The organism is Stenotrophomonas sp. YJH_SMC_14-1, from assembly GCF_059372275.1.
This window is the reverse complement of sequence record NZ_JCAFVK010000003.1, coordinates 69,675-92,314: the sequence shown is the minus strand read 5'-3', so window position 1 is coordinate 92,314 and position 22,640 is coordinate 69,675. Positions and strand designations below refer to the sequence as shown.

The window sequence follows — 22,640 nt, the reverse complement described above, 5'->3', positions numbered from 1 at the left end:
GCCGACAGGCAACAAGAGCCCCACCAGAACGGCGTGGGGCTCTGCCCATCGTCAAGCCGCCTTGGCGGGCTCCTCGCCCTTCATCACCACCATCGCCGCATCCACATCGGCCACGGTCTTCTCGGTCGAAAGCACCAGCGCTCCTGCGTCATCCAGGATCGGGGTATCGATCATCACCTTGATCAGCTGGGCAATCTTCACGGCACGGAAAACCCGCTCCCGCGCCTGCTGGGGGAAACTACTGAAATCGCAGCCGTGCTCCCGGATGACATCACGGATATCGGCTACACCACGACGCAGCGACATGCACAGCTTGGAGAACGTCCTGTTGGCGAGCGTTGTAACGGTCTCGACCGCCGCCAACTGTTCGGCGGCCAACACGGCCTCGTCGTAATGGGTTCGAGCAACCTCTTTGTTGCGGCGTGCATCGGCCAGCGCGGCTTCAGCCTTGCTGCCCACCACGTAGCCAAAGATCGCCAGCGCCGGACCGGCAACCAGGCCACCCAGCACCAGGGTGCCGCCAGCCATTCCGAATCCGCCCGCAGCCAACGAACCGCCGCCCAACCACGCCAGCGTTGCGTTGGTTGCTGCAACACCGCTGAGGGTCGAAATGGCAGTGCCGGTGCTGGCACTGGCCAGCAGCATCGTCCCGTTGTACGCACCAAATGCCAACGCGGCGCCACTTCCCAGCCCGGCGCCCAGGCCCAGGCCCGAGTCCATCAGCAACTGGTAGTCCCGCTTCAGGCCTTCCAGCGACGCCGTGGTGAAATCGCCCTGCACCAGCTTGTCCAGTTCGGGTGAGCCGATCCCCTCAACGTTCTTGAGCTGACCAAATGCATCGATGAAGTCTGCGATCCCCCCATTGAAAGCACGCAGTTTGCGTGCACCATAGTCCTCAAGCACCGTGTTGGTACGCTTGCGCTGCGTCTCCAGCAACGACGAGCCCTTCTCGATCAGCCCTTTTGCATCGGCGTTGGCGATGCCGGCATCCTTGTGATCGACCACGGCCTTGCCGCCCTTGTAGATGCCATACAGCGCGCTGGCCGCCATCGCGGCCCCGACTACGATTGGAATCATGGGTAACTCCTTTTACTCAAGAATGATGGCAACGGTACGACTGGCCTCGCGATTGATACTTTCCGCGCGCTCAAGCAGGTCGTTGTAGATGTAGTCGTCAATACCGAAGATATCGGCCAGGCGACGCAGCTGTGCTTCCTCGACACTCGACACTTCACCGTCAGCCAGTGCAAGCAGCATCAACTCATACAGCATCACCTTCGGTACAGCCGGCTGCGCGGCTTCAACCATGGCCTTGTCGATCAGCGAGTCGAGCACCTCACACGCCACCCGCGCCCGCTCCACCGGGTCGCTCTGGCGCACCAGCGGCATCGTCTGCAGGCGCGTCAACAGTTCCTTCGTCACCCCGTCGGACCGATATACCTTGCCGCACTCACGGGAAAAGCTGTCGAAGATCGCACGTTCGTGTTCGGATTCATCCAGCGAAACCTTGCTCAGGTTGGTATCGCCAGTCACTTCTTCGTGGGTCTTTCCGTCCCACAGCATCGGGTTGTCACTCACGCTCAGCAGGCGCGCAACCTTCAGGAAGGTTGCCTGCTCGGTGTCTGGAAGCAGATAAAGGAACATCGTATCTCCAAGGTCCTGGGATCACACACGGAAGCCGGCGTGGCCAACCTGCCCGGAAGGCCACGACCAGAAATGGGTTCGATTGATCAAAGCCGAAGCGGCTCGTGACCCGTCATGAACAGATCAAACTCCTGCAGCGAAGCAAACTGCAGGCGGCTGCCCAGCAGAAGGGCAAAGCGGTTGATTGCAGCCGCGAATCCATCGGCGTCAATCTCCGGCTGGGTGGTATCGAGTGCACACAGCAACTGGGCCGTCTCGTCATTCAGCACTGGAAGCTCGGCCGCAATGAACTGCGCCAGCGCCAAGCGCTGCGCCAGAATTTCTTCACGGGCAGCTTTATTGAGCTCGATTGCCAAGGCCAGCCTCTCGGCAGCCAGATCTGCACTCCGGGCCGCCTCCAACGTTTCCCGATAGAAGATCGATGAAAGCGTGCAGCCAATCATCCCGCCGATGGCGGCGCCAACCACCGGGACCGGAATCGCGATCTGGCCCAATGCCGCCATCATGGCCGAAGCCATCATGCCGGAACCCTTCTCACCGATCTCATCCAGGAACTGGACGCCGTCGATCTCACCCCTGGCGTAGCGGCGTATGCAGCCGGTCATGGTCACGCAGACGTCGACCACCATGGCCGGAGCGGCTGTACGGGAAAGGACCTGCAGGCTCTGTCGGCCTGACTGCTGCATCACTGCGGTCAATGCGGCCCCGGACGCAGCCGTTGCGTAGCCCATGCCGGCAGAGACGGCACCATCCACCAGGACTGCGCGGCCCGCATCAATCATCCCCCTGCGCTCGGTTGCCACCGCATAGGCATTGGTCGCCATGCTGATCGCCGCGCCAACCATGAACGCCCCGCGCGCGCCTTCAAGACCTGCCCTGTGGCTGGTATGCGCGATATCGCGCACCGTCGCCATCCGCGGATGGGTACGATAGAACTTCGCATCGTCACTGGTCAGCCCCGTATCCAGAAGGTTGCCGGCCAGCTGCTCATAGTTGTCTGCCTTCGCACGAAGATGCAGTGCGACCTCAGGCTTGCCCCTCGCGTCGACCACGTCCGCCTGACGGCGCAGATCTGCTGCCTGCGCCCGGCAATGTGCCTCGGCATCGACGTACTGCTCCGAGGGCAGCTCCAACTTCAGCCCACGATAGCGCGAGAACTCTCCATCGGGCGCAGCGATCTTCTCAAGGAGCCGGTCACGGTTGCCCACGAACTTCATCTGTGACTGGCTGCCTTCAATGATCTGGCCATCCAGCACCCTTATCCGATCAACGCGATCATCGTTCCGCCGGTACTGGGGATGGTCATCACTGCGCACCGTGCGAACGGGTGACCCACTGATGATGGCCTCGGCATTGTCACGACTGGTCGCTGCGACCTCAGCCGCATAGCCGGCCTGCTGGGCAATGCTGTTTTCCGGACGTAGCGGATCAAGCTTGTACCCGGAGATCTTCTTCAGGCCATGGGTAAATGTCTGACCGGTCAGTTCGTCTCTTCCGGTATACCCTTTGATGTATTCGGCATTAGCATTGCCATAGCGTTGGACAGTCTCCAGCGTTGACATCGTCGTCGCTGCGTCCAGGATCTGCCTGCCCGACGTTTTGCGGGCATTTTCATCTGCATTGGGTTCCATTGCGTTTTCCTCCGTGACGCAAAGCATCCAGCTGTGGGCCAATACCCGGGCATGCTTCGCCCGCAGGTTTGGCTGGGAGATCCATCTTCGGCGTACATAGCGACAAACCATGTCGTAACGCCTGATCCCCCGGATCATCGACAGCACTTCCGAAAACTTTAGGCCTATTGCGAACTTTTCGTGGCCGATTGCGACGACACATCGCACTGCGACACAGATTGTCGGAGGAATCCGCATATTCCTCTCCGGGGAGGCCACGCAGGTGCTGGGCCTCCCTTCCTTCCATCACCTGACGAGGAACGCCATGTTCAGAATCATCGGTGCCACCGTGGTGTACGGGCTCGCGCTGTATGGCCTGGGATGCTGGGTACGTGACAGCCACGAAGTACGTGACACGAGGTAGACCTTTACTCCTGTCGAAACCCGGATGACCTCAGCGGTCGACAGCAGGCAATCCCCTCACCGGACAGCGAGGGAACACAGATCAGGATGATGGAATCCCCAAAAGAGAGATTGATGAACAAGCGTCATTCCGAGCTCGTGACCTTCATTGACAATGTCGTCGTAGAACTTCGCCCGGTGCTGGCCTGGATCGAGCGCCATCCGGTCCTTATTGCGTCGATTGCCGTACTTCTGCCCAGCGCAGGCATCCTCTACTACGCCGTCAGGGAAGAGCTGCCTCTCAGCCTGCTTTCGTCCGATGCCGTTTCCGCACTCCCCATGATGCTTGCGGTGACCGGGCTGCGCGTCCTTGCCCTGGCCGTCATGTTCCTTTCCCCCATCGTACTGTCACCCAATCGGTTCTCGTACATCCCAGGCCAGGGAATCAAGCTGCTGCCGGACGATCTGGCGAGCCGGAAGAGGACGCTCTGGCGCTGGAGCCTTGCGCTGATCACTCCGGGCGTACTGCATTTCAGCGGAATCTATGTCGCATCCTTCTACACCGAGATTTCAGACGCAGCACTGTGGTTCAGTACGATTGGCTGCCTGCTGATCTTCGTTCTCTTTTCCCGCTGGGCGAAGCCCGATGACAGGAAGCAGAAATGGCTTTCCTTGGATAGCTACTTCCTGCTGGGCATGGGGCTCATGCAACTGCTGTCCATCAACACGATCATGCGGCTCATGCTCGGCCTGGTCTCCAGGGAAAGTGATCTGGTGATTGGCATGTGCCTGCTCACGGCCGCAGTAGCATTGGGCATATTCCAGTCCATCGTCATCAGAGTGGTCGATGAACTGAGTGGACGATACGGCGTTGGTGTGCTTGCACTCTCGTTCGCCTCGATCATGGTCACCGTGGCCATGCTCTTCCCTCCGACCGGTGCATACCTGGCCTCGCAGGTTGTCAATCCGCCAAGCGGAAAATCCCGCGGCTGCATGACGCTGGATCTGCGATCGCGTGACAGCGCATCCCGCAAGCTCCTGACCGGTGATGGTACCGCTACCCATCCGGTCAACGTTGTCTACTCGACCAGTTCCGTGCTGCTTGTACGCTTGAAGGATGACGACAGCAGGACCATCCATCGCATCCCCATGGACCAGGTTACCGAGTTCAACCCGTGCCCGCGGGAAACAGACACCGAGAAGTCACCCGGGACATAAGGAAGCTGATGCCCTGATCCGAGCAGGGCCGCCCGTGCCAGACGCACGGGCGGCCCCGTAGCCGGTTACAACTGAATCCGCGCCACACTCTCGTCAGCGCCCTTGTCGTCCTTCTCGCCGTTCTTGATGCTGACGAACAACACGTTGTTCTTAGCATCCAGCGCCAGGCTGTTCGGGTGGGTCGGCACCGTGTAGGTCGCCACCTTCTGGTAGCTGTCACTGTTGTACGCGGTCACCGTACCGGCCTCGCGGTTGGTCACGTACAGGCGCTTGCGCGGTGCATCCAGCAGGATGCCCAGAGGACCGGCATCAGTCGGGATGCTGGCCAGTTCCTTGCCGGTGCTGCGGTCCAGCACCAGCACGCGCTGGCCCGGATGCTTGCTGACCAGGCCGCTGCTCTTGGCCTGGTAGCCACGCAGGAATTCCGAGCCCTGGTCGGTTACGAACAGGCGCTTGCCGGCCGGGTCCAGCGCGATATTCATCGGCTGCTCGGCGGCGATCTTGTGCTGCGCCACCACCTTGTTCGAATCGGTGCCCACCACCACCAGGTCGGCCAGCAGGTTGCTGGTGTAGACGCGCTTGTTGGCCGCATCCAGCGCCAGGCCCGGTGCCTTGGCATTGCCCAGGCCATCGATGGTGTTGATCACCTTCAGCGTGGTGGTATCGATCACGAACAGCACGCTGCTCACGTCCGGCTGGCTGCTGTGGCCGGTCACGTACAGGCGGTTGGCCGCGCTGTCGACCACCAGTTCGCGCAGGTCGTGGGTGTAGACGGCCTTGCCGTCCTTGCCGGTCTTCTTCTCCATCAGCTGGATGGTGCCGACGGCCTTGTTCTGCGCGGTGTCGACCACGGTCACCGACAGGTCCACGGTGTTGCCCACGTACAGGCGGTTGTGGGCGTCATCCAGCACCACGCCGAAGGCTTTGCGCTCCAGCGGAATGCGGGTTTCCACGGCCAGCGTGGCCGGGTTCAGGCGCAGCACCTGGGCCGGGCCGGCGTCATCGCCGAAGCCACCGGACGAGGCTACGAACACGGCGTTCTGCTTCGGGCTGTAGGCCAGCTCGTACAGGCCCTTGGCCACGGCCTGGCGCTGCACGGCAGTGGTGGCGCTGGCGGCGGGTGCGTTGTCGGCGAATGCGGAGGGCGCGCCGAGGCTGAGCGAAACGGCCACGGCCAGGGCGGCCGAGCGGAAGAGAGGATTACGGAACATGCGAGCGTCCTTGAATGGGCACGGGAGGGTGTCCTGGCTCGCTGGGCCGTTCTACGACGGCCCGACCTGCATCTGTCTGCGCGGGGTGGGCTGGCTGGGGTTGCGGGGGAATGGTAGCAGGTGGGGGGCGTGGCGTGCGCCGGCACGCGTATGGCAGGCGCGCGGGTTACTGCTCCTTCAAGCGCAGCGAATCGGCCACATCGGTCTTGGCCGCCACCTCGGTGGCGATGCTGGCGCGGCGGTGCCCTGGGTCATTGCGGTCGCCCTGCACGATGAAGATGCTCTCCGCCGCATGGCTGCTCTTGGTCGGCTGGCTGAGCAGCACGTGGTCCACGCGCGAGAGATTGTTCTGCTTGGCCAGCACCAGCAGGCTGGCGCTGATGCGCTGGCTGGCCGCATCGAACGGGCGGCCATGCGCGGCATCCAGTTCGGCCACTTTCTGGATCAGCTGCGAGAACAGGCGGTGGTCCGGATGCGAGGGGTCCAGCAGCGTGCCGGCCACTTCAATCGGCGTCGGCGGCGGCTCATCGCTGGCACGGTCGCCCTGGCGATGATGTTCGGCCTCGCGCTCGGGCATCGCGTGGTGGGTTTCGGCATTCAGATCGCTGCCCGGGAACGGCGCGGCAATGCACTGGATTTCCGGCAGGTTGAACAGCACCGCGAACTCGCCCAGGTTGCTGCCGCCATCCAGCGGTGCCGGCAGCGGATGCAGGCCGGCGTAGTGCAGCGCCGCCCAGACGAAATCGCTGCAGCGGTTGATGGTGGCCGGGCGATCCACATCGAATTCGAACTCGGCCGGTTCCTCGGCGAAATCACGCAGGCAGCCGTAATGCTCCTCGGAGATTTCCAGGGTGCGGCTGTAGTACGGGTCCAGATGTTCGTCGGCATCATCGTGGCGCACCTGCGCGTACTGCACGCCGGTGGGGGTTTCGCCCGGCGCCTGGCGCGGTGGTGCGAAGCCATAGCTGTGGGCCTCGTCGCCTGCTGCCACCTGCAGGTACATGTGGCCGCGCGGCGAAATGCCCCCGCTCTTCAGTGGGGTGCCGGGGGCGGCTAGGTACAGCGTTGCCGTGTAGCGTGTTGCCTGCTCCATGCCTGTTCAGCCTTGATGGGTGCTGCGGTCCTGGCCGGATGATGGCATAGGTGGGATGGCGGGCAGGTGGAGGAATAGAGGCGACCGATCGCGGCTTGCTGAATATGTGAGCCAGCATGCAGTAATGACCCCGCGGTGGCTGCGGTCTCGGCTGCGACTGGAGCTTGCCATTCCACCGTTCTATAGTCGTTTCGATCATGCAAGGGAATCGCCCATGAGCAGAGCACCGGCTTGCCGGCTTGCCTCCTTCGCCCTGGTGGCCGTGCTGAGCACCACCGCCTGCGCGAAGGCCCCATCCACGGAAAAGGACCCGAACGGAACCCCCATGTCCGAAAGCGCAACCAGCCCACGTACGGTGGGCGGACAGACCTACACGACGCACCCGGTAGAGGCTCGGCTTGGCCCGCACCGCTTCATGTTCCCGGCCAACTTCTACTACAACCAGACGGGCCCCTTGGCCGATGGGGGCGTCATGCTCACTCTGTTCTGGCCTGATTTCGATGCAGCTCCTCCTGGTGATCGCCCGGTGCGCAGCACGCAGGACAGCCGGCGGCAGATACTGGTCGAGCTTAGGTACATCGATCGCGTTCCCATCCAGAACTATCTGGCGCGTCGGTCCAGTAGTGAAGCCACCAGCGCGCCGGGATCACTGGAACGAAGGGACCCGGTAGAGAACCTTGCGCTGCGCGTTGCACAACCCGAGCGCTGGGGTCTGACGCCGTATGCGATTGACCCATCGTTGATGGAAGCCTATGCAAAGGAGTCAGAGGCTGCGCTGGGCAGGCCTTACGTGCATAACCCGGGGATGGAGCCAGACTGGTATGTGGCCCGCTCGGCGGAGGGGCAACTGACAACGTTCATCAGCTGCGACCCGGCAGACCGCATTCCTGACGGACTTGTAGTTCAGGGAAAGACACTTGAACGCGCCGGCGAAGGCCAGATCGCAATGTGCCGCCATTCCATCGTGGACGTCGGCGATAGCATTGCCATCGAGATGAACTATGCACGCGTCATGCTGAGCGACTGGCAGGGCCTGGAAGCCAGCGTGCGTGATCTTCTGAGCCGCTATCGCGTTCAGCCGTAAACCGCATCTCAAGGATGAATCATGAGCGGACTTACCGATAAGGACATTCGTGTCCTGTCCTCCTACGCGAAGGAGGGAAATCGCGAGCTGTACTGGAACTATCTCGCGCAGCTTCCCGACAATGATGGCTACGGCCTGCTTGCGTTGGGTGTTGTGCGCAACGACAGCCTCCCCGGCCGGGTGGCCAACAGCTTTGCAAGCGCCGTTGCCGAGCAACAGGCCACGCTGTTCGGCAACGAGAAGAACGTAGCGTTCACCGAACGCAGGCAAGAAACCTTCGGCCAGGATCTGATCAGGAACGACCTGGCGGAGCGCAAAAGTTGGATGGAGGCCGGCAGGCCTGATCTGGCACTCAACCTGCCCTATACGAGCACGCTCAAATCCCACGATGTTTCGTTCGAAAAGAACGACCTCAATGTGAACTGCTGGACGCCGCGCTTGCTGCTGGTGTCCACGGAGCACAAACGCGGTGAGCAGGCAGCCGAAAAGGTCTGGCAGAACATGCTGGACAACAGCGCTGCCGGCGCATTCCGTGCCGGCAAGACGGCCGTCAGCGTGCACCTGGATATGCCGCAGCCCGCTGGGCATTTCTACTTCGTTGAGCTGAGCAAGTTCGAGGGCGCAGCACTCCTGCAGCGCGACGCCGTAGATCCGAACGTGATTGGCACCAAGTTCGACTATCACAGCTACGACCCCAAAGACGGCAGCTGGAACCGCACAGTGGGCGTTCCCCCACTCGATAGAACAACCAAAGAGACCGATCCCGCCGAGATTTCCGCGTTGAATGAGACCCGCGAGGTTCGCTTGGAACGCGAGGCCAAGGCGAAGCAGTTTCATCCTGAAGATCCCTACAGAGAGATCGCCAAGAGCCCGCGCGTGGTGTCGACGCAGGAGCCCGAGCCTCTCTTTACGGAAGGACGCCGCGTCGCGGCGATGGAACCAGGCAGCCCGGACCACGCGCTTCACCAGCAGATTCGCCAGGGCGTCGCTGCACTGGACGAGAAGCACGGCCGCCCCTTCGACGCGACCAGTGAGAACCTCGCCGCCAGCCTGACAGTGAAGGCACGCGAGCAGGGTCTGGAACAGGTGGACCATGTGGTGCTGAGCAACGCCACGGCCAATCAGCCGGCGGGTCACACCATCTTTGTTGTACAAGGCGACCTATCCGACCCTGCCCACCTGCGTGCAGGCATGCCCACTGCCGTGGCGGCACAAACACCGGTGTCTGAGTCGCTGCAGCAACTGGCCGTGGTGGGCGATCAGCGCGAGCTCGCCCGCCAGAATGCGCAGCAGGCGCTGGATGCACGTACGCAGGAACAGCAGAGCCACGCCATGCGCATGGGCTGATCGCCCGGAGGGAGGCGACCTCCTCCCTCCGGGCCAGAGATCGCAGTCCCTGAGACCTTCCCAGGCCAGGGGTGCGTGTGAGCTTCGTGCCCACGACTGAAGTATCCTGGTTTGGGAGCTCCTCACATGTTCGCCGCACGAATCTGTATCTCGTGCTGCACCCGCTGATCTTCCAGCTGCTGATCCATCTGATTCGCAAGCGCACGCTGATGCGCTTCACGGCTGACAGAGTCGAACTGTTGCAGTGACTCTTCAACTGATGTCTGCGCCGCCAGCTCAGTCGGCATCGCAGCGCGCTGATGCGCCGGATTGCTTGGCTCGCCCTGAACCACGAACAGCGTGTGCCCAGCCGGATGTTCACTCGTAGCGTTGCTCACCAGCACATGGTCCACCCGCTCCAGGTCGTTGTCCTTGGCCAGCACCAGAAGGCTGGCGGTCATGCGTTCGCTGACTTCATCGAAGCTGCGGCCGTGCTTGGCGTCCAGCGCTTCCACGCCCTCGCGGATCTGCTGATACAGCGCGTGATCGGGGTGGCCGGGCTGCGTAGGGTCCTGCAGCGCCAGGTTCGGGGCCGACGCCTCATCCGGTGCGGGTTCGGCTGGCTCAGGGCTTGGCGCAATCGTGGGCGCGGCAGGAACAGTGACAGCCGCAGTGACAGGCTGGAGGTCATCCGATAGAGCCGGTTCGGGCTCTGGCACGTGTTGTGCCGCTTCCTGCTCCAAAGGCCATGGATCGCGCGCAGGCTCAGCAGGCAGCGGCTCCTTGAAGGGCACCGGTTCCACCTCCTGAACTGCCATGTCCTGCTTTGGAGTGGGAGCAACCGCAGGCACCGGGGCCATCTTCTCCGGCTCCGATGCCTGCTCTGTGCGCTGCGTGGGCATGGTCTGCGTTGCCGCTGCCAGAGGCGTGTCAGCGTGTGGCGTCGCGCGCTCAGGTGCGGCCGGGTGCGCCTGCATCGGCCCAGCGGGCTCCGGCGTCTGTGAGGCGGTACGGTTTTCGGTAGGCGCCTCGTTGTTTGGATGGGGCTGAGGTTGAGGCTCCGCCTCGCGTCCCGGCGGATCGCGCTGCTCGGCGTGTCGCTGAGGCGCGGGCTTGTCCTGGGGGGCGGGCGTAGGCGGTGGCGTGACCGCTACCGCGGGCGGCGCTGCCGCAACCGTTACAGGCGCGACGGGCTGCGCAGTCGCCGGCTCTTCAGCCCGCGCTTCCACGTTTCCATCCTGCTCAGATGGCTTGTCGCCATGTGCCATCTGCGCGGCTGCTCGTGCAGCCTGTCCTGCATCTACCTGCGCAGCACCCAGCCGATTGGCTTCCTGCAGTGCCTGCCGGTACGCCTCCTCCTCACCCGCCGACAGTGCAGCAATGCGCAGCTCGGGCGAGTCCGGCAACGGCGCCTGCTCATTGGCACGCGCGCGCACCTCATTCCATGCGGCCTGCAACTCCTGCGTGCTGGTGGTCGCGACGGCACGCGCCACGCCATCCTGACCCACTTGGTAATGGGTGATGGGCCGGGACGCGCCCGCGTTGCCCTCGGCTACAGGCCCCAGTTCCTGCAGCGTGGGACCCGTAATGCCGTGCTGCTCGCGCGTGCGCGCCGTGGCCAAGGCAATGGCCTGCTCCCACGCCGGGGTCAGCGCAACACCCGCAGCGTAGTAGCTGTGGCGCAGCTCGTTCTGGTTCACTTCCGCCGCCGACGGCAGCGGCCGCGATTCCAATGCGGCAATGGTCTGGTTGAACTGATCGAGCGACGGCTGCTGGATGGTGCGGGTCAGCTCCAGCTCCAGCGCCATGTTCCCCTGTGCGTTCTGGCCAGCATGGCTCCATTGTCCTGCTTCATCGCGCTGATAAAGATGGCTGTCGGAGCCCTGGATGGCGTCGGGCTTGGCACGGGCCTGCTCTACCGCTTCCGGCACCAGCGGCACGAAGTCACTTGCCCGTGTAGCAGCTCGGGTCTCCAGATAGCTGGCGGCAATGGCGGCCTTGCCGTTGGCGATGTTGTTCTCGATGCGTTGCACCGCCTCGCGATTCAACTCGTTGGCGCGCTCAGGGCTGGCGGTCTGCGTCTCATACACACCCCGGTCGTTGGCACCGGACACGCCAATCTTGACCTGCCGCGTCCACTGTTCAGTCTGTGCATCGCGGTACCAGTTGGGATTGTCCAGACGGCCCTCGCCGTCCTTCGCCGGGATGCTGAAAGGATCCTGCGGCGGCATTGCCTTGCCCAGCGCCAGCTCTACCGCCTTTACGTGGGCGTATGCGCCCAGCTCGCGGGCCTTCTCGTAACTGGCGCCCACACTGCGCTCAGCCGGATTGCCCAGGCCGTCGCCCGCGCTGTCCATGACCGCTTGGCGCTGCCAGTTGCGGCCATCGAACTGCCATGTGACATCGGCCTTGTCGGTCTGCCGGTAGACGGCGCGGTTGTCGAGCAGATCGGCGCCCTTGTCGAATGCCTTGCTCATCAGCAGCGCATCGCCCGCGACGATAGCCGCAGGGACGAAGCTGGACGTGCCGATCACCGACGCGGTAGCCATACCACCGACCCAGCCACCGCCGTTGCGCGCCAGAGCGTGGGTGAGCTCGGACTGGGCGGCGGTGCCGTTGCCTTCTTCCAGCAGCTGTGAGGTGCGGCGGGCGGTGATGACGGCATCGGCGCCGGAGGCAAGCAGGCCACCGGAGCGGATCAGTTGGCTGGTGGAGGCTTCGCCGAGGAGGAGGTCCAATGTCGCACCGCCTTGCTGCGAGCGCGGGCTGCGAATGCGATGCCCGGCCTCCTCGCCGAGCACGCGCTCGACCGTCTGGATACCCGGCTCTGTCAGAACAACTCGGCCACCGTGGTGGGCATTGGAAATGGCAAGCGACAGGCCGCTTCGCTGCAACTCAATGTTTCCACCGCGAGTCAGTGGCTTGGCGTCATACTCGATTCTATTGAGCGTAGTCACAATACCACTTTCGGAATGCGTGACAGCCACCCAGCCAAGGTCGACCCCGGTGAAACCTTTCAAGGCTTGGATCTGAGCGATATGCCTTTGGTGGTACTCAGGAACTCCGTCAAAAAAATCCCGGATTCGTTTGTTCGTGATCGCAGGCGTGCTTCCCAGCGGAGTATTCGTGTTGAGATCGCCGTTGATCAACCCGACCTTGACGGTGTCTCGCAATGCTTCTACACGTGCCATGACTCTATCGAGGGCGTCAGAGTCATTCAGCAGCGCGGCCTTACCGTCTCGCGTTCTCTGAATCTCGTTCAAGCGCCGAATCATTCCGTTCTGGTATTCACCCAACGGTCCGCCACTGTGAGGCGTAATGCCCATCGCATCTGCATAGGCAGGGTTTGCGGGGAGGAATAGCCGGTTCTCTTGGGCGTGAATATTGAATCGCCCGGCCTCCTGCAGCTTTGCGAGCAATGGGCTGTGCCTCAGCGTCTGCTGCTCAATCGCGTGATGGTCCTGCAAATGAGTGGAATGTCCAGCCACAAATCCTCCTTGACTCAAGCATCGCCTGGTCTCAGCAGTTCACCGCGTCATAGAACCACAGACCGTTGGACGTACCGCTGGCGATCAGTCCCGCGGCTTCGACCGCCTCCTTGAAAGTGCGGTCGCAGAAGACACCTTCGTAGTAAGGGAGCCGGAATACGTGAGCATCGCCGATGACCTCCCGCTTGAACGCCAAGCGGACGTCGCCAGTCAGATCGTAGTATTTCCCCTCTTCATAGTCGTCACTCACGATGATCTTCAGCTGGGATGCTGCCTCATCCAAGGCATCAATGGTTCTGATGACATCGCAAAGGAAATAAGGGCCACCCATTGCTCCATCAGCGAGTCGATAGTCAGTCTCCCTGAACGCAAAAGCTCCTGGGTCCACGGCCGCCATCACCTCCCGGAGACGCCCGGAAACGAGCCAATAGCCGCTCATCCCAGCTTCAAGATCCTCCGGTGGCCACCCTTCGCTTGGGTAATACACCAGGCGCGGGGTCTCGCGCAGAGGCGGGAAGCCCCCCTGATCGGGACGCAAGAGGAAATTTGGAGGGGTCTTCAAGGAAGACTCGTTCTCAAAAACGACGCCATGCCCTTTGCCGCGCCGTCGGGCATCTGGGCGCAACTCGAAGAACTCGCCCTTCTTTGGGAGATTCGAAGTCATTGCTTGTCTCACCTCAGAATCAATCTAAATAAGCGTGCCAAGAGCTTATCAGAGGGCGCCAACCTTCCATGCCCTCTTCGAGTCATGCCCGCGCGCTCACAGCCCGAAGCCCCCTCCGGAAAGCCAACCGCGCACTGGGCCGGCATAGCGCACTGCTGCTTTTCTCCGACGCGTGGTATCAGGCACCAGGAGGAAGTACTCGCCAGGAACAGCATGGGGTGGCTTCGACGGTTCCATGCTTTTTCCTATCTTCCAGATGTTTGCACTCCAACGTAGAGACATAGCCGGGTTTCGGGAAGGCATCGACTGTCAGTTATGTGAAGGCCAGCCACTCATGAATTCTCTGCCGGCATGGGCTACACCCTATATATCCGCGGCATCCGTCAACCACACGCCGTCGGCATCGCTGTCAGTCTCTATACCGGCTGCAGCCACTGCGTCCCTAAACACGCGGTCACAGAACACAGAGCCGGAGAATGGAGTCCTGAAGACGTGAGCCTGCCCCAGCCTCTCCCGGTCGAACGTCACACTCGCACCGCCGCCCAAGTCGTAGAACTTCCCGTTGATGAATTCCTCGGTGGTGTCGATGAAGAGCTTGGACGCACCTTCGTCCAACGCGTCAACGACCTGAACCACGGTGCACAGGAAGTGGCGATCACCCCGGCTACCGTCTTCCAGGCGATAGTCGGCTTCCGCAAAGGTGAAGGCGTGAGGATCCACGGAGATCATCACGTCATGCAGCCGCTCAGAGACCAGCCAGTAGCCGCTGAACCCCGACTCCAGATCCCGAGGCGGCGGTCCTTCGCTCAGTTTAAGTACCAGGCGCGGCGCCTCGCGAAGCGAGGGGACGCCGCCATCCTCCGGCAGCAAGATCATGCGAGGGAGAGACAGCAGGCGATCCAGATTCTCGAAGACGACCCCGCAGGCAGGGCCGCTTATCGCCCCTGGCTCAAGGAGAAAGAACTCCCCTTTTCGAGGATGGCGGGTTGAAACCGAATCCATGCACTGCCTCCCTCTCATTGCCACTCCGACGTTGGAGCGAAGGTCTCGACCCATTTCCGATCATGTGAAGGCGATCGGTGAATGTTCACCCGAACAAGCCGCAGCCCTTTTCTACCCTGACTTGCACGGGCCGGCAATCGGAGCCGAATGAAATCAAATGATTGTCGAGCTCCTATCCCATCCTGTGAGATCTACCGCGGCCAAACTCAGCTCCCCCTCTGGAGGACGACTGTGACCAGGATCGAACCTACATGGCTGGAAACCTTCGACAAGGAGCTCCTACACCTGTTCGCCATCGACCATAGCGATGCCGGCATGGATGAGTACCTGCTGGGCTGCTACGCAGACCTGCCGCCACGCGAGGCGGCGCTGGCGTTCGGAAGCGACTACGACCTGGAGCGCGACGATGCGCTGTGGCCTCGGTCGGGCTTAGGGGTGCAAAGTTAAGCTGTGTCGCAATCGGCACGCCGCGCGTGTCAGCTCGGCGGGCTAGGTGTCGCTTTTGGGATCCTACACGGCTGCAAACCGTACTTTTTGAAGCGCATTCGGGCGGTAGCTTAACAACGGCCGAAACCACTGCACCGCAAGGGTTATGTCGCGCGTGCGCCATGCAACAATGCCGTAAGCGTCAGCATTTGCGGCCTCTGCGGCCTACGGTTTCTTGGCATCTCGCAGCCATGCGAGTACACCTTGGCATGCCACCTCACACAGGGTGGCACGGGCGTCGAAAACCCGGTCAACAACCATGTGTTTGCGCTTGTCAGCCGGCGTCACGTTCGTGTGACGCCGGCTGGCAATCCGTTCGCGGTCCATGGCGGGCGGTGCGTGGGGGTCTTCGGACCCGCCGGATTGGTTGTTGACCGGTTTTCGAGCCTCGCATCGTCCGCCACTTTTATCGGTGGCGCTGCTGTCTGTCCTGTACGGAGCATTGCCATGAACACATCGGACTTCCGTTCCCTGCACGCGCAGTACGATCCGGACAACGCCGAACCCGACCGCGAACGGTCCATCGATCCCAACGCCTTCGTCGCCACGTTGCATCGCATCGGCACTGGTGCGGCTGCGGACGGCCAGCCTTGGCCGGAGCGGCATCAACTGCCTGGGCGTTGCCTTCAACTGGCGGATGCGGATTGCGCGTTGGCCGGCTTGCGCGTGGTGGCGGAGTTGATGCTCGCTGCTGAGCGGACTCGGCAGAACGGCGCGCCCGAGGAGTACCTGGGGGATCGGGTGATGGAAGGGTTGAAGATGGCGTGTGTGGCGTTGACTGCGCAGGTGGCTGAGCGGTTGCACGTGCGGGAATAGCCCAGTTGGATCTGGCCGTGTGTCACGTAGCTGCTGGTCGTCCACGTGCTATCGGCTGACGTCGGTTGGAAGCGCCCTTGCGGATTCCACAAGGCATCCCCGATTCGGAGATGCCTACCTCCGGTGATTATTTCCTACTTACGCAGCAGTACGGCCCGATGGTAATTCAGGTACGAGACCTGCGCCGCCGAGAACGGAACGCTCGGAATCTTCTGCACCACATCCCACCTCAAGCGCACTGCCTCCGGCAACTGCTTGCTCAGAATTAGCCGGCCGTCATCTTCAAAAGAGATGTATCCACGGTCGAATAGCCGATCGATATGGGGCGCCAACATCAGCCCATTGCTTCCATCAAGGCGCTCAGAGTTGGTGCTCTTCGCCCAGGGCTTAATGTGGCTAGCGACGAGAAACTTGGGCTCACTCGTGCCGGTAACGCGGCAGACCTTTTCGATGTCGCTCACGTTCTTACGGTAGATTCCCTGTCCCACTCTGGCATTGATCAGCTGGGCCTTCACTGTCTCGCCAATATTTTTGTCTTCCTTGATCTCCTTGACTCGCACCTCGTCTTGCCAAGCGCTCAGGTCATCAACGTCAACGTTGAGCAGCGACAAAAGCTCAGTAGCCATTTCCGGCGGCACTGGGAACAGGTAGGCCTGGTTAGCCTTGCCATCCGGCTTCAGCGGCGAGTACTTCATCGGAAGACGCGGCCGAATCTTCGCCATATGCTCGCTCACCTTTAGCGGCGATTCCACCAGGTGATAGTCAACCGGAACGGCCCAGCCGTCCCTGCGCCACTCGTTGTCCGTCTTCTTGAAGTCATCAGGGCGATCTTTCGCATAGTGCGCGCCATTGACGATTGCGACAGCCTTGATTCGAGTGTTGGCAAATGCAAAGACCACATCACCCGGACGCACCTGAGTCATGTGCTCATAGAAGGGATTCGTCTTCCCTTCTACATTGGTCTTCGGCGACCACAAGTAGCCTGCCTTAACAGCCCGATCAAACGTCTGCTTCTGGTTCACCCACCAGTACGCCATCCTCGCTTCCCCTGTCTCATCTAATTGATGCGGCCTATTGGCCTCCGAGACGGGATAGTACCTTTCGATGTCGTAATCAGCACACTCTCAAGGCAGCCCAGCATATGCACGTGTCGACCCGTATGCTCGCTAGCCGAGCACCGGCTGATCTGACAGTGGCGCAGGAGTTCCGAGCACTGGCGAGTCACTCTCATATACTTGCTGGCGAGGTACCAGCGCGATTCTCATCGACTGCGCATCGGCGATCTCGTTGCGCGCTCGCTTAGTGTCACTTTGGGGGGGGGCGGAGCTCTGCTGTTCCGCTATTACTATCTACATATTATCGATCCCCGGGCTTTTCAGGGCCTGCGGCGAAGATTTATGAATCACCCAGGTGGACCACTAAGCTCGATCTAACGCAGCTATTACAGAGCAAGGTCGCTCGTTCGCCGTCCTTACCTATATAAGTCTCAAGATGGTCGGGTAGCAATCCAAGGGGCCACCAGCCTGGCGTACGCTTCATTGCTACTTGCGTACGCCCATAGCCAGGGAAAAAACCAACTATACAGTGATCGGCAGGAGCATCCATTCCAAAGCAAGAAGAGCTCCTGTTAGGAAATAGAGCTCTCCTGGGGTAAATATTTAGACTAAAGCCTCTTATAGTGATTCCAAAATGCTTCCGACAGCATTTTATCGTCCGTCTGAATTCTTATAATAGACTCAGTTTGAGACTCTACGAGCTGGAGATATCCCTTACGGGACTCGTGCTGGCGCAGCTCGTATTTCATCTCATTCTCGAATATTCTATCCAAAAGCAAAGCAACGTCAGTAACTGATGTAGTAACGATCGCACCAACTGCAACACCGGTTGAGAAATTTATTAGCCTTGAAAGAGGATGAACCTCCTTGTAAAAGTTATTCCTCGTCTCGTTATCACAGAGAAAGATAACATTCTTTCCAAGACTAAGGGCCATTGCAGCCTCAGCATCCTTACCGTAACTTTCCTTTTCACCCGCACAGTATATTAACACCTTAGAACATCTAACCATAAGACATTCAATCAAGCCCTTGTCTTGATGGCCCTCAGCCGCACTCATGGTGGGATCGAAATATCGAAGATGCAGATCCGCGACTGCTTGATCACCGAATATCGATTCACACTTTTCCGCCATCTGCCTAAAGTCCTGCCTAGTCCGCATACTCGTGGCAACATAGACATCCAGATCATTAACAAGCGAAAGATAGTGCTTTGTATTCTGAAGAGCCGCCTCTCTAGCTTTCTTGAATTTCGCGGCAACTTTATTATAGTTCTCAACAAGCTCGTCTTCCGAGCTGACGTCATGACTTAATATATCGTCAGCCGAAAAAATAAACATCTGCTGCCTTGGCTCCTTCTCGTCACCAAGAAGTTGGGTGATGGAAATCGAACCACCGCTCCGTTTCGCATGGGCTCCCCACGCCTCACGCATGTAATTCAGAAGCTCCCCATTCTCCGGCATGTCACCATATGATTTACATGCCATCTCCGATATCAAGTATCTATCGTCCTTGGAGATTCCGCGCATTTCGAGCGCGGGCCCGCGCGCTTTAATGGCATTCGTATCGAAGAACAAAGGCTTCAATCTCGCCTCAATCGCCTCCAATCCAAGTGAACAGCTGCTTCGAAAGTACGCCCGCACGTTACCGCAAAGAAGCAGGCCATCCATGAATATTCTATATAGCCCATGAAAAAGCTGCTCCACGCTCCTAATATCATCATGAGCGGCATACGACTCGCTATAATTGGGAACGTTAGATACTACGTATGGAGAACGCCCCCCATTGCACCAGTAGAACTTGAAGAACTCATCTGAGACCGCCATCTCTCGTTTGTATCCAAGCAACTGGTTCAGCTGCACCTTGGATAGCGGATCACTCGGAATATTAAGCACTCTCTCACAAACGAATTCGTGCTCATTCCCCCACAGCAAAGATTCAATACCATCCCCACTAGCATTAAAAACCGCGTAGGTTTCTTGCAACTCCGTCTTATCCACACATCACCTCATGTCCCTCTGGATGATTGGAAGGTCAGAATAGTAGTATAGGCACAGCCCATACTCAGAAACACCGCTCGTACATCGGGGCAAAGCGGGAGTCGGCGTATACTCACACGCGCTTATCGAATTCAGGTGCGGCGAGACTTTCGACAGCTCCTTCTCTTTCGAAGTTCCACCGTGCAAGACCGCAACCAGAGCAGCGGCCAGACCGAGAATAGCGGCTGCATAGAATACAATTCTGAAGCTCTGACTATACGAAATCCCACCCTTCTCGGAACTTTGAAATGCATGATCTTTCGTGAATATTGCACATGCCGAGCCCCCACCATTACCTTCCAGCTCCATCAGCGCGGCCTCGGCCTTCTTAATCATCTGGGAAGTCCGCCTGTCCAGCCGTTCAAATACAAAAGAGAGTAACGGGACTAGAATAAATAGAAATACAGACCACTTTCTATTTTCAGCACTCCCGGCAATAAGAACCCCCCCGCCAAAAATGGCGGTAACGAGTGTGATATAGAACTGAAAAACCGCCATTCGCTGTGCTGCATGTATTGAGAAATAATTCCACGCATATGTTCGATCATCCATGCAGCAACCTCAGGCAGTCCGGCGTGTAGAAAAAGGGCGACCATCTCTGGTCGCCCTTTTATATTTCATCTAATTAAAAAATCAAACCCCAACAGGATTAGCCTTCTCCGGGTCAATCTTGTACTGCTTGATCGCCCGGGCCACATCCTTCGCGGTCATCTTCCCTTCCTTTGCCAGCGCCGCAATCGCGGCATGCGCGATGTAGTACCGGTCAACCTCAAAGAACCGGCGCAGGTTCGCACGCGTATCCGAACGGCCAAACCCATCGGTACCCAGCACCGTGTAAGACATCGGCACGAAGGCGCGGATCTGGTCCGCATACGCACGCACATAGTCGGTGGCGGCAATCGCCGGGCCCTGGCGGCCTTCCAGCAGCTCGGTCACGTAGGCCTTGCGCTGCTCACCTTCCGGATGCAGGCGGTTGGCACGTTCCACGTCGAAACCATCGCGACGCAGTTCGTTGAAGCTCGGGCAGCTCCAGATGTCGGCGGTCACGCCGAAGTCCTTGTCCAGCAGCTCGGCAGCAGCAATGGCTTCGCGCAGGATGGTGCCCGAACCCAGCAGCTGCACGCGCAGCTCGCCCTTCTTCGGCTTGCCGGCGTCGGTCAGCAGGTACATGCCCTTGACGATGCCTTCGGCCGCGCCTTCCGGCATTTCCGGGTGGGTGTAGTTCTCGTTCATCAGGGTGACGTAGTAATACTCGTCCACCTGGTCTTCCATCATGCGCTTGGTGCCGTGCTGCAGGATCACCGTCACTTCGAAGCCGAAGGTCGGGTCATAGCTGCGCACGTTCGGGATGCCACCGGCCACCAGATGGCTGAAGCCATCTTCGTGCTGCAGGCCTTCACCGTTCAGCGTGGTGCGGCCGGCGGTGCCACCCAGCAGGAAGCCGCGGGTACGCATGTCGGCGGCCTGCCAGGCGATGTCGCCCACGCGCTGGAAGCCGAACATCGAGTAGTAGATGTAGAACGGCAGCATCGGCACGTTGCTGACCGAGTAGCTGGTACCGGCGGCCATCCACGAGCTGATCGCACCCGGCTCGCTGATGCCCTGCTGCAGCACCTGGCCGCTCTGGTCTTCGCGGTAGAACATCAGCTGGTCGGCGTCCACCGGCTTGTACTTCTGGCCGAACGGCGCGTAGATGCCGATCTGGCGGAACAGGCCTTCCATGCCGAAGGTACGGGCTTCGTCGGCCACGATCGGCACGATGTGCGGGCCCAGTTCCTTGTCGCGCAGGGTGATGTTCAGGCTCTGCACGAAGGCCATGGTGGTGGAGTAGCTGCGCTCGCCGCTGCTCTTCAGCAGGCGCTCGTAGGCTTCCAGCTTCGGCGCCACGAAGGTCTTGTCGGCCTTGCGGCGGCGCTGCGGCAGGTAACCGCCCAGCGCGGCACGGCGTTCCTGCAGGTACTGCACTTCCGGCGAATCCGGGCCCGGGTGGTAGAACGGTACCTGGCCGTCAGCCAGCTGCGCGTCGGTCACCGGAATGTTGAAGCGGTCGCGGAAGTGGCGCACCGCTTCGTCGTCCAGCTTCTTGGTCTGGTGGGTCGGGTTCAGTGCCTCACCGGCGCTGCCCATGCCGTAACCCTTCACGGTCTTGGCCAGGATGACGGTCGGCATGCCCTTGGTGTTCACGGCCTGGTGGTAGGCGGCGTACACCTTGTGCGGGTCGTGGCCACCACGGTTCAGGCGCCAGATGTCGTCGTCGGAAAGACCGGCGACCATCGCAGCGGTTTCCGGGTACTTGCCGAAGAAATGCTCGCGGGTATACGCGCCGCCGAAGGCCTTGCAGTTCTGGTATTCGCCGTCGACGGTTTCCATCATCAGCTTCTTCAGGACGCCATTGGTGTCCTTGGCCAGCAGGGCATCCCAGTAACCGCCCCACAGCAGCTTGATCACGTTCCAGCCGCCGCCACGGAACACGCCTTCCAGTTCCTGGATGATCTTGCCGTTGCCGCGCACCGGGCCATCCAGGCGCTGCAGGTTGCAGTTCACCACGAAGATCAGGTTGTCCAGGCCTTCACGGCCGGCCAGGGCGATGGCACCCAGGGTTTCCGGCTCGTCGCTCTCGCCGTCGCCGATGAAGCACCACACCTTGCGGTCGGACTTCTCGATCAGGCCACGGTTTTCCAGGTAGCGCATGAACTGCGCCTGGTAGATGGCGGCCAGCGGGCCCAGGCCCATCGACACGGTCGGGGTCTGCCAGTAGTCCGGCATCAGCCACGGGTGCGGGTACGAGGACAGGCCACCGCCGTCCACTTCCATGCGGAACTTGTCCAGCTGCTCTTCGCTGATGCGGCCTTCCAGGAAGGAACGCGCGTAGATGCCCGGGGCGCTGTGGCCCTGGATGAACAGCAGGTCGCCCGGGTGGTTTTCGCTCGGGGCGCGCCAGAAGTGGTTGAAGCCCACGTCGTACAGGGTGGCGCCGGAGGCGAACGAGGCGATGTGGCCGCCCAGGTCACCCGGCTTGCGGTTTGCGCGCACCACGGTGGCCATCGCGTTCCAGCGGATGATCGAACGGATGCGCCATTCCAGCTCGGCGTTGCCCGGGCTCTTGGCCTCGAACTGCGGTTCGATGGTATTGACGTATTCGGTGGTGGGAGAGAACGGCAGGTAGGCGCCCGAACGACGGGTCAGTTCCACCATGCCTTCCAGCAGCTGATGCGCGCGCTCGGAGCCCTCGACATCAATAACGGCCTTCAACGACTCGATCCACTCCTGGGTTTCCACAGGATTCGGGTCGTTGTTCAGCACCTCGTTCAACCAGTTCATTAGCGCTCCCATAACCGCACGCACGCGCGCGACTGTTGTATAGATTTCTAGACCGCAAAGTGTAGCGCACCAAGGGCTTTCGTCACTTGGCTACGCAGGCGTATGGATGCAACCGGCCAGTGTCCGCAAGGGGCTTGCCGGGCCCGCTGAAGGCCCTGCGGCGGGCCTTGGTGGCTGCGCGGGC

The 22,640-nt window shown here is 60.7% G+C and carries 17 protein-coding genes; 5 read left to right on the top strand and 12 right to left on the bottom strand.

Annotated elements, in window-relative coordinates:
- Nucleotides 1-51: 51 nt before the first annotated feature.
- From AC5P9P_RS09855 to AC5P9P_RS09845, 3 genes are all read right to left on the bottom strand, one after another.
- Nucleotides 52-1,077, bottom strand: coding sequence for a hypothetical protein (locus tag AC5P9P_RS09855; protein WP_043033961.1), 1,026 nt, complete (start codon nt 1,075-1,077; stop codon nt 52-54).
- Between the two features lie 12 nt (nt 1,078-1,089).
- Nucleotides 1,090-1,644, bottom strand: coding sequence for a tellurite resistance TerB family protein (locus AC5P9P_RS09850; protein WP_033833675.1), 555 nt, complete (start codon nt 1,642-1,644; stop codon nt 1,090-1,092).
- A gap of 86 nt (nt 1,645-1,730) precedes the next feature.
- Nucleotides 1,731-3,275 (bottom strand): hypothetical protein, encoded by a 1,545-nt coding sequence (locus tag AC5P9P_RS09845; protein ID WP_495232724.1) that lies wholly within the window; start codon nt 3,273-3,275, stop codon nt 1,731-1,733.
- 516 nt (nt 3,276-3,791) lie between these two features.
- On the opposite strand from AC5P9P_RS09845, the gene AC5P9P_RS09840 reads away from it, so the two are divergent.
- A complete protein-coding gene (locus AC5P9P_RS09840; RefSeq protein WP_495232723.1) occupies nt 3,792-4,874 on the top strand; it encodes a hypothetical protein in 1,083 nt (360 codons plus the stop codon).
- A gap of 65 nt (nt 4,875-4,939) precedes the next feature.
- Here the strand turns inward: AC5P9P_RS09840 and AC5P9P_RS09835 are convergent, their stop codons facing one another.
- Together AC5P9P_RS09835 and AC5P9P_RS09830 are read right to left on the bottom strand one after the other, a co-directional pair.
- Nucleotides 4,940-6,085 carry a YncE family protein gene (locus AC5P9P_RS09835; protein ID WP_049403700.1) on the bottom strand — a complete coding sequence of 382 codons (1,146 nt, stop codon included), beginning with the start codon at nt 6,083-6,085 and terminating at the stop codon, nt 4,940-4,942.
- Nucleotides 6,086-6,251: 166 nt separating this feature from the next.
- Complete coding sequence (locus AC5P9P_RS09830; protein ID WP_231522534.1) at nt 6,252-7,178, bottom strand: XVIPCD domain-containing protein; 927 nt, start codon at nt 7,176-7,178, stop codon at nt 6,252-6,254.
- A gap of 214 nt (nt 7,179-7,392) precedes the next feature.
- Between AC5P9P_RS09830 and AC5P9P_RS09825 the strand changes: the two genes are divergently transcribed.
- Both AC5P9P_RS09825 and AC5P9P_RS09820 read left to right on the top strand, forming a co-directional pair.
- Nucleotides 7,393-8,262 (top strand): hypothetical protein, encoded by an 870-nt coding sequence (locus tag AC5P9P_RS09825; protein ID WP_111108524.1) that lies wholly within the window; start codon nt 7,393-7,395, stop codon nt 8,260-8,262.
- 21 nt (nt 8,263-8,283) lie between these two features.
- Entirely contained in the window at nt 8,284-9,609 is a 1,326-nt protein-coding gene (locus AC5P9P_RS09820) for an XVIPCD domain-containing protein (RefSeq protein WP_231522533.1), read from the top strand.
- Nucleotides 9,610-9,731: 122 nt separating this feature from the next.
- Here AC5P9P_RS09820 and AC5P9P_RS09815 read toward each other — a convergent pair whose 3' ends face one another.
- The 3 genes from AC5P9P_RS09815 to AC5P9P_RS09805 all read right to left on the bottom strand — a co-directional run bounded on the left by AC5P9P_RS09815 (nt 9,732) and on the right by AC5P9P_RS09805 (nt 14,742).
- Nucleotides 9,732-13,076, bottom strand: coding sequence for an XVIPCD domain-containing protein (locus AC5P9P_RS09815; protein WP_495232722.1), 3,345 nt, complete (start codon nt 13,074-13,076; stop codon nt 9,732-9,734).
- A 31-nt stretch (nt 13,077-13,107) separates the two neighbouring features.
- A complete protein-coding gene (locus tag AC5P9P_RS09810; RefSeq protein ID WP_111098388.1) occupies nt 13,108-13,740 on the bottom strand; it encodes a DUF1629 domain-containing protein in 633 nt (210 codons plus the stop codon).
- A gap of 363 nt (nt 13,741-14,103) precedes the next feature.
- Nucleotides 14,104-14,742 (bottom strand): DUF1629 domain-containing protein, encoded by a 639-nt coding sequence (locus tag AC5P9P_RS09805; RefSeq protein ID WP_231522531.1) that lies wholly within the window; start codon nt 14,740-14,742, stop codon nt 14,104-14,106.
- A 231-nt stretch (nt 14,743-14,973) separates the two neighbouring features.
- On the opposite strand from AC5P9P_RS09805, the gene AC5P9P_RS09800 reads away from it, so the two are divergent.
- Both AC5P9P_RS09800 and AC5P9P_RS09795 read left to right on the top strand, forming a co-directional pair.
- Nucleotides 14,974-15,189: a hypothetical protein gene (locus AC5P9P_RS09800; protein WP_111108528.1), complete on the top strand. Its 216-nt coding sequence runs from the start codon at nt 14,974-14,976 to the stop codon at nt 15,187-15,189.
- 486 nt (nt 15,190-15,675) lie between these two features.
- A complete protein-coding gene (locus tag AC5P9P_RS09795) occupies nt 15,676-16,044 on the top strand; it encodes a hypothetical protein (RefSeq protein ID WP_071306540.1) in 369 nt (122 codons plus the stop codon).
- Nucleotides 16,045-16,178: 134 nt separating this feature from the next.
- Here the strand turns inward: AC5P9P_RS09795 and AC5P9P_RS09790 are convergent, their stop codons facing one another.
- From AC5P9P_RS09790 to aceE, 4 genes are all read right to left on the bottom strand, one after another.
- On the bottom strand, nt 16,179-17,066 hold the full coding sequence (locus AC5P9P_RS09790; RefSeq protein ID WP_164227247.1) for an HNH endonuclease: 888 nt from the start codon (nt 17,064-17,066) through the stop codon (nt 16,179-16,181).
- Nucleotides 17,067-17,707: 641 nt separating this feature from the next.
- Nucleotides 17,708-19,096, bottom strand: coding sequence for a hypothetical protein (locus AC5P9P_RS09785; protein ID WP_146257001.1), 1,389 nt, complete (start codon nt 19,094-19,096; stop codon nt 17,708-17,710).
- A 3-nt stretch (nt 19,097-19,099) separates the two neighbouring features.
- Nucleotides 19,100-19,687 carry a hypothetical protein gene (locus AC5P9P_RS09780; protein WP_146257002.1) on the bottom strand — a complete coding sequence of 196 codons (588 nt, stop codon included), beginning with the start codon at nt 19,685-19,687 and terminating at the stop codon, nt 19,100-19,102.
- A gap of 81 nt (nt 19,688-19,768) precedes the next feature.
- On the bottom strand, nt 19,769-22,456 hold the full coding sequence (gene aceE / locus AC5P9P_RS09775) for a pyruvate dehydrogenase (acetyl-transferring), homodimeric type (protein WP_012478970.1): 2,688 nt from the start codon (nt 22,454-22,456) through the stop codon (nt 19,769-19,771).
- Nucleotides 22,457-22,640: the final 184 nt, after the last annotated feature.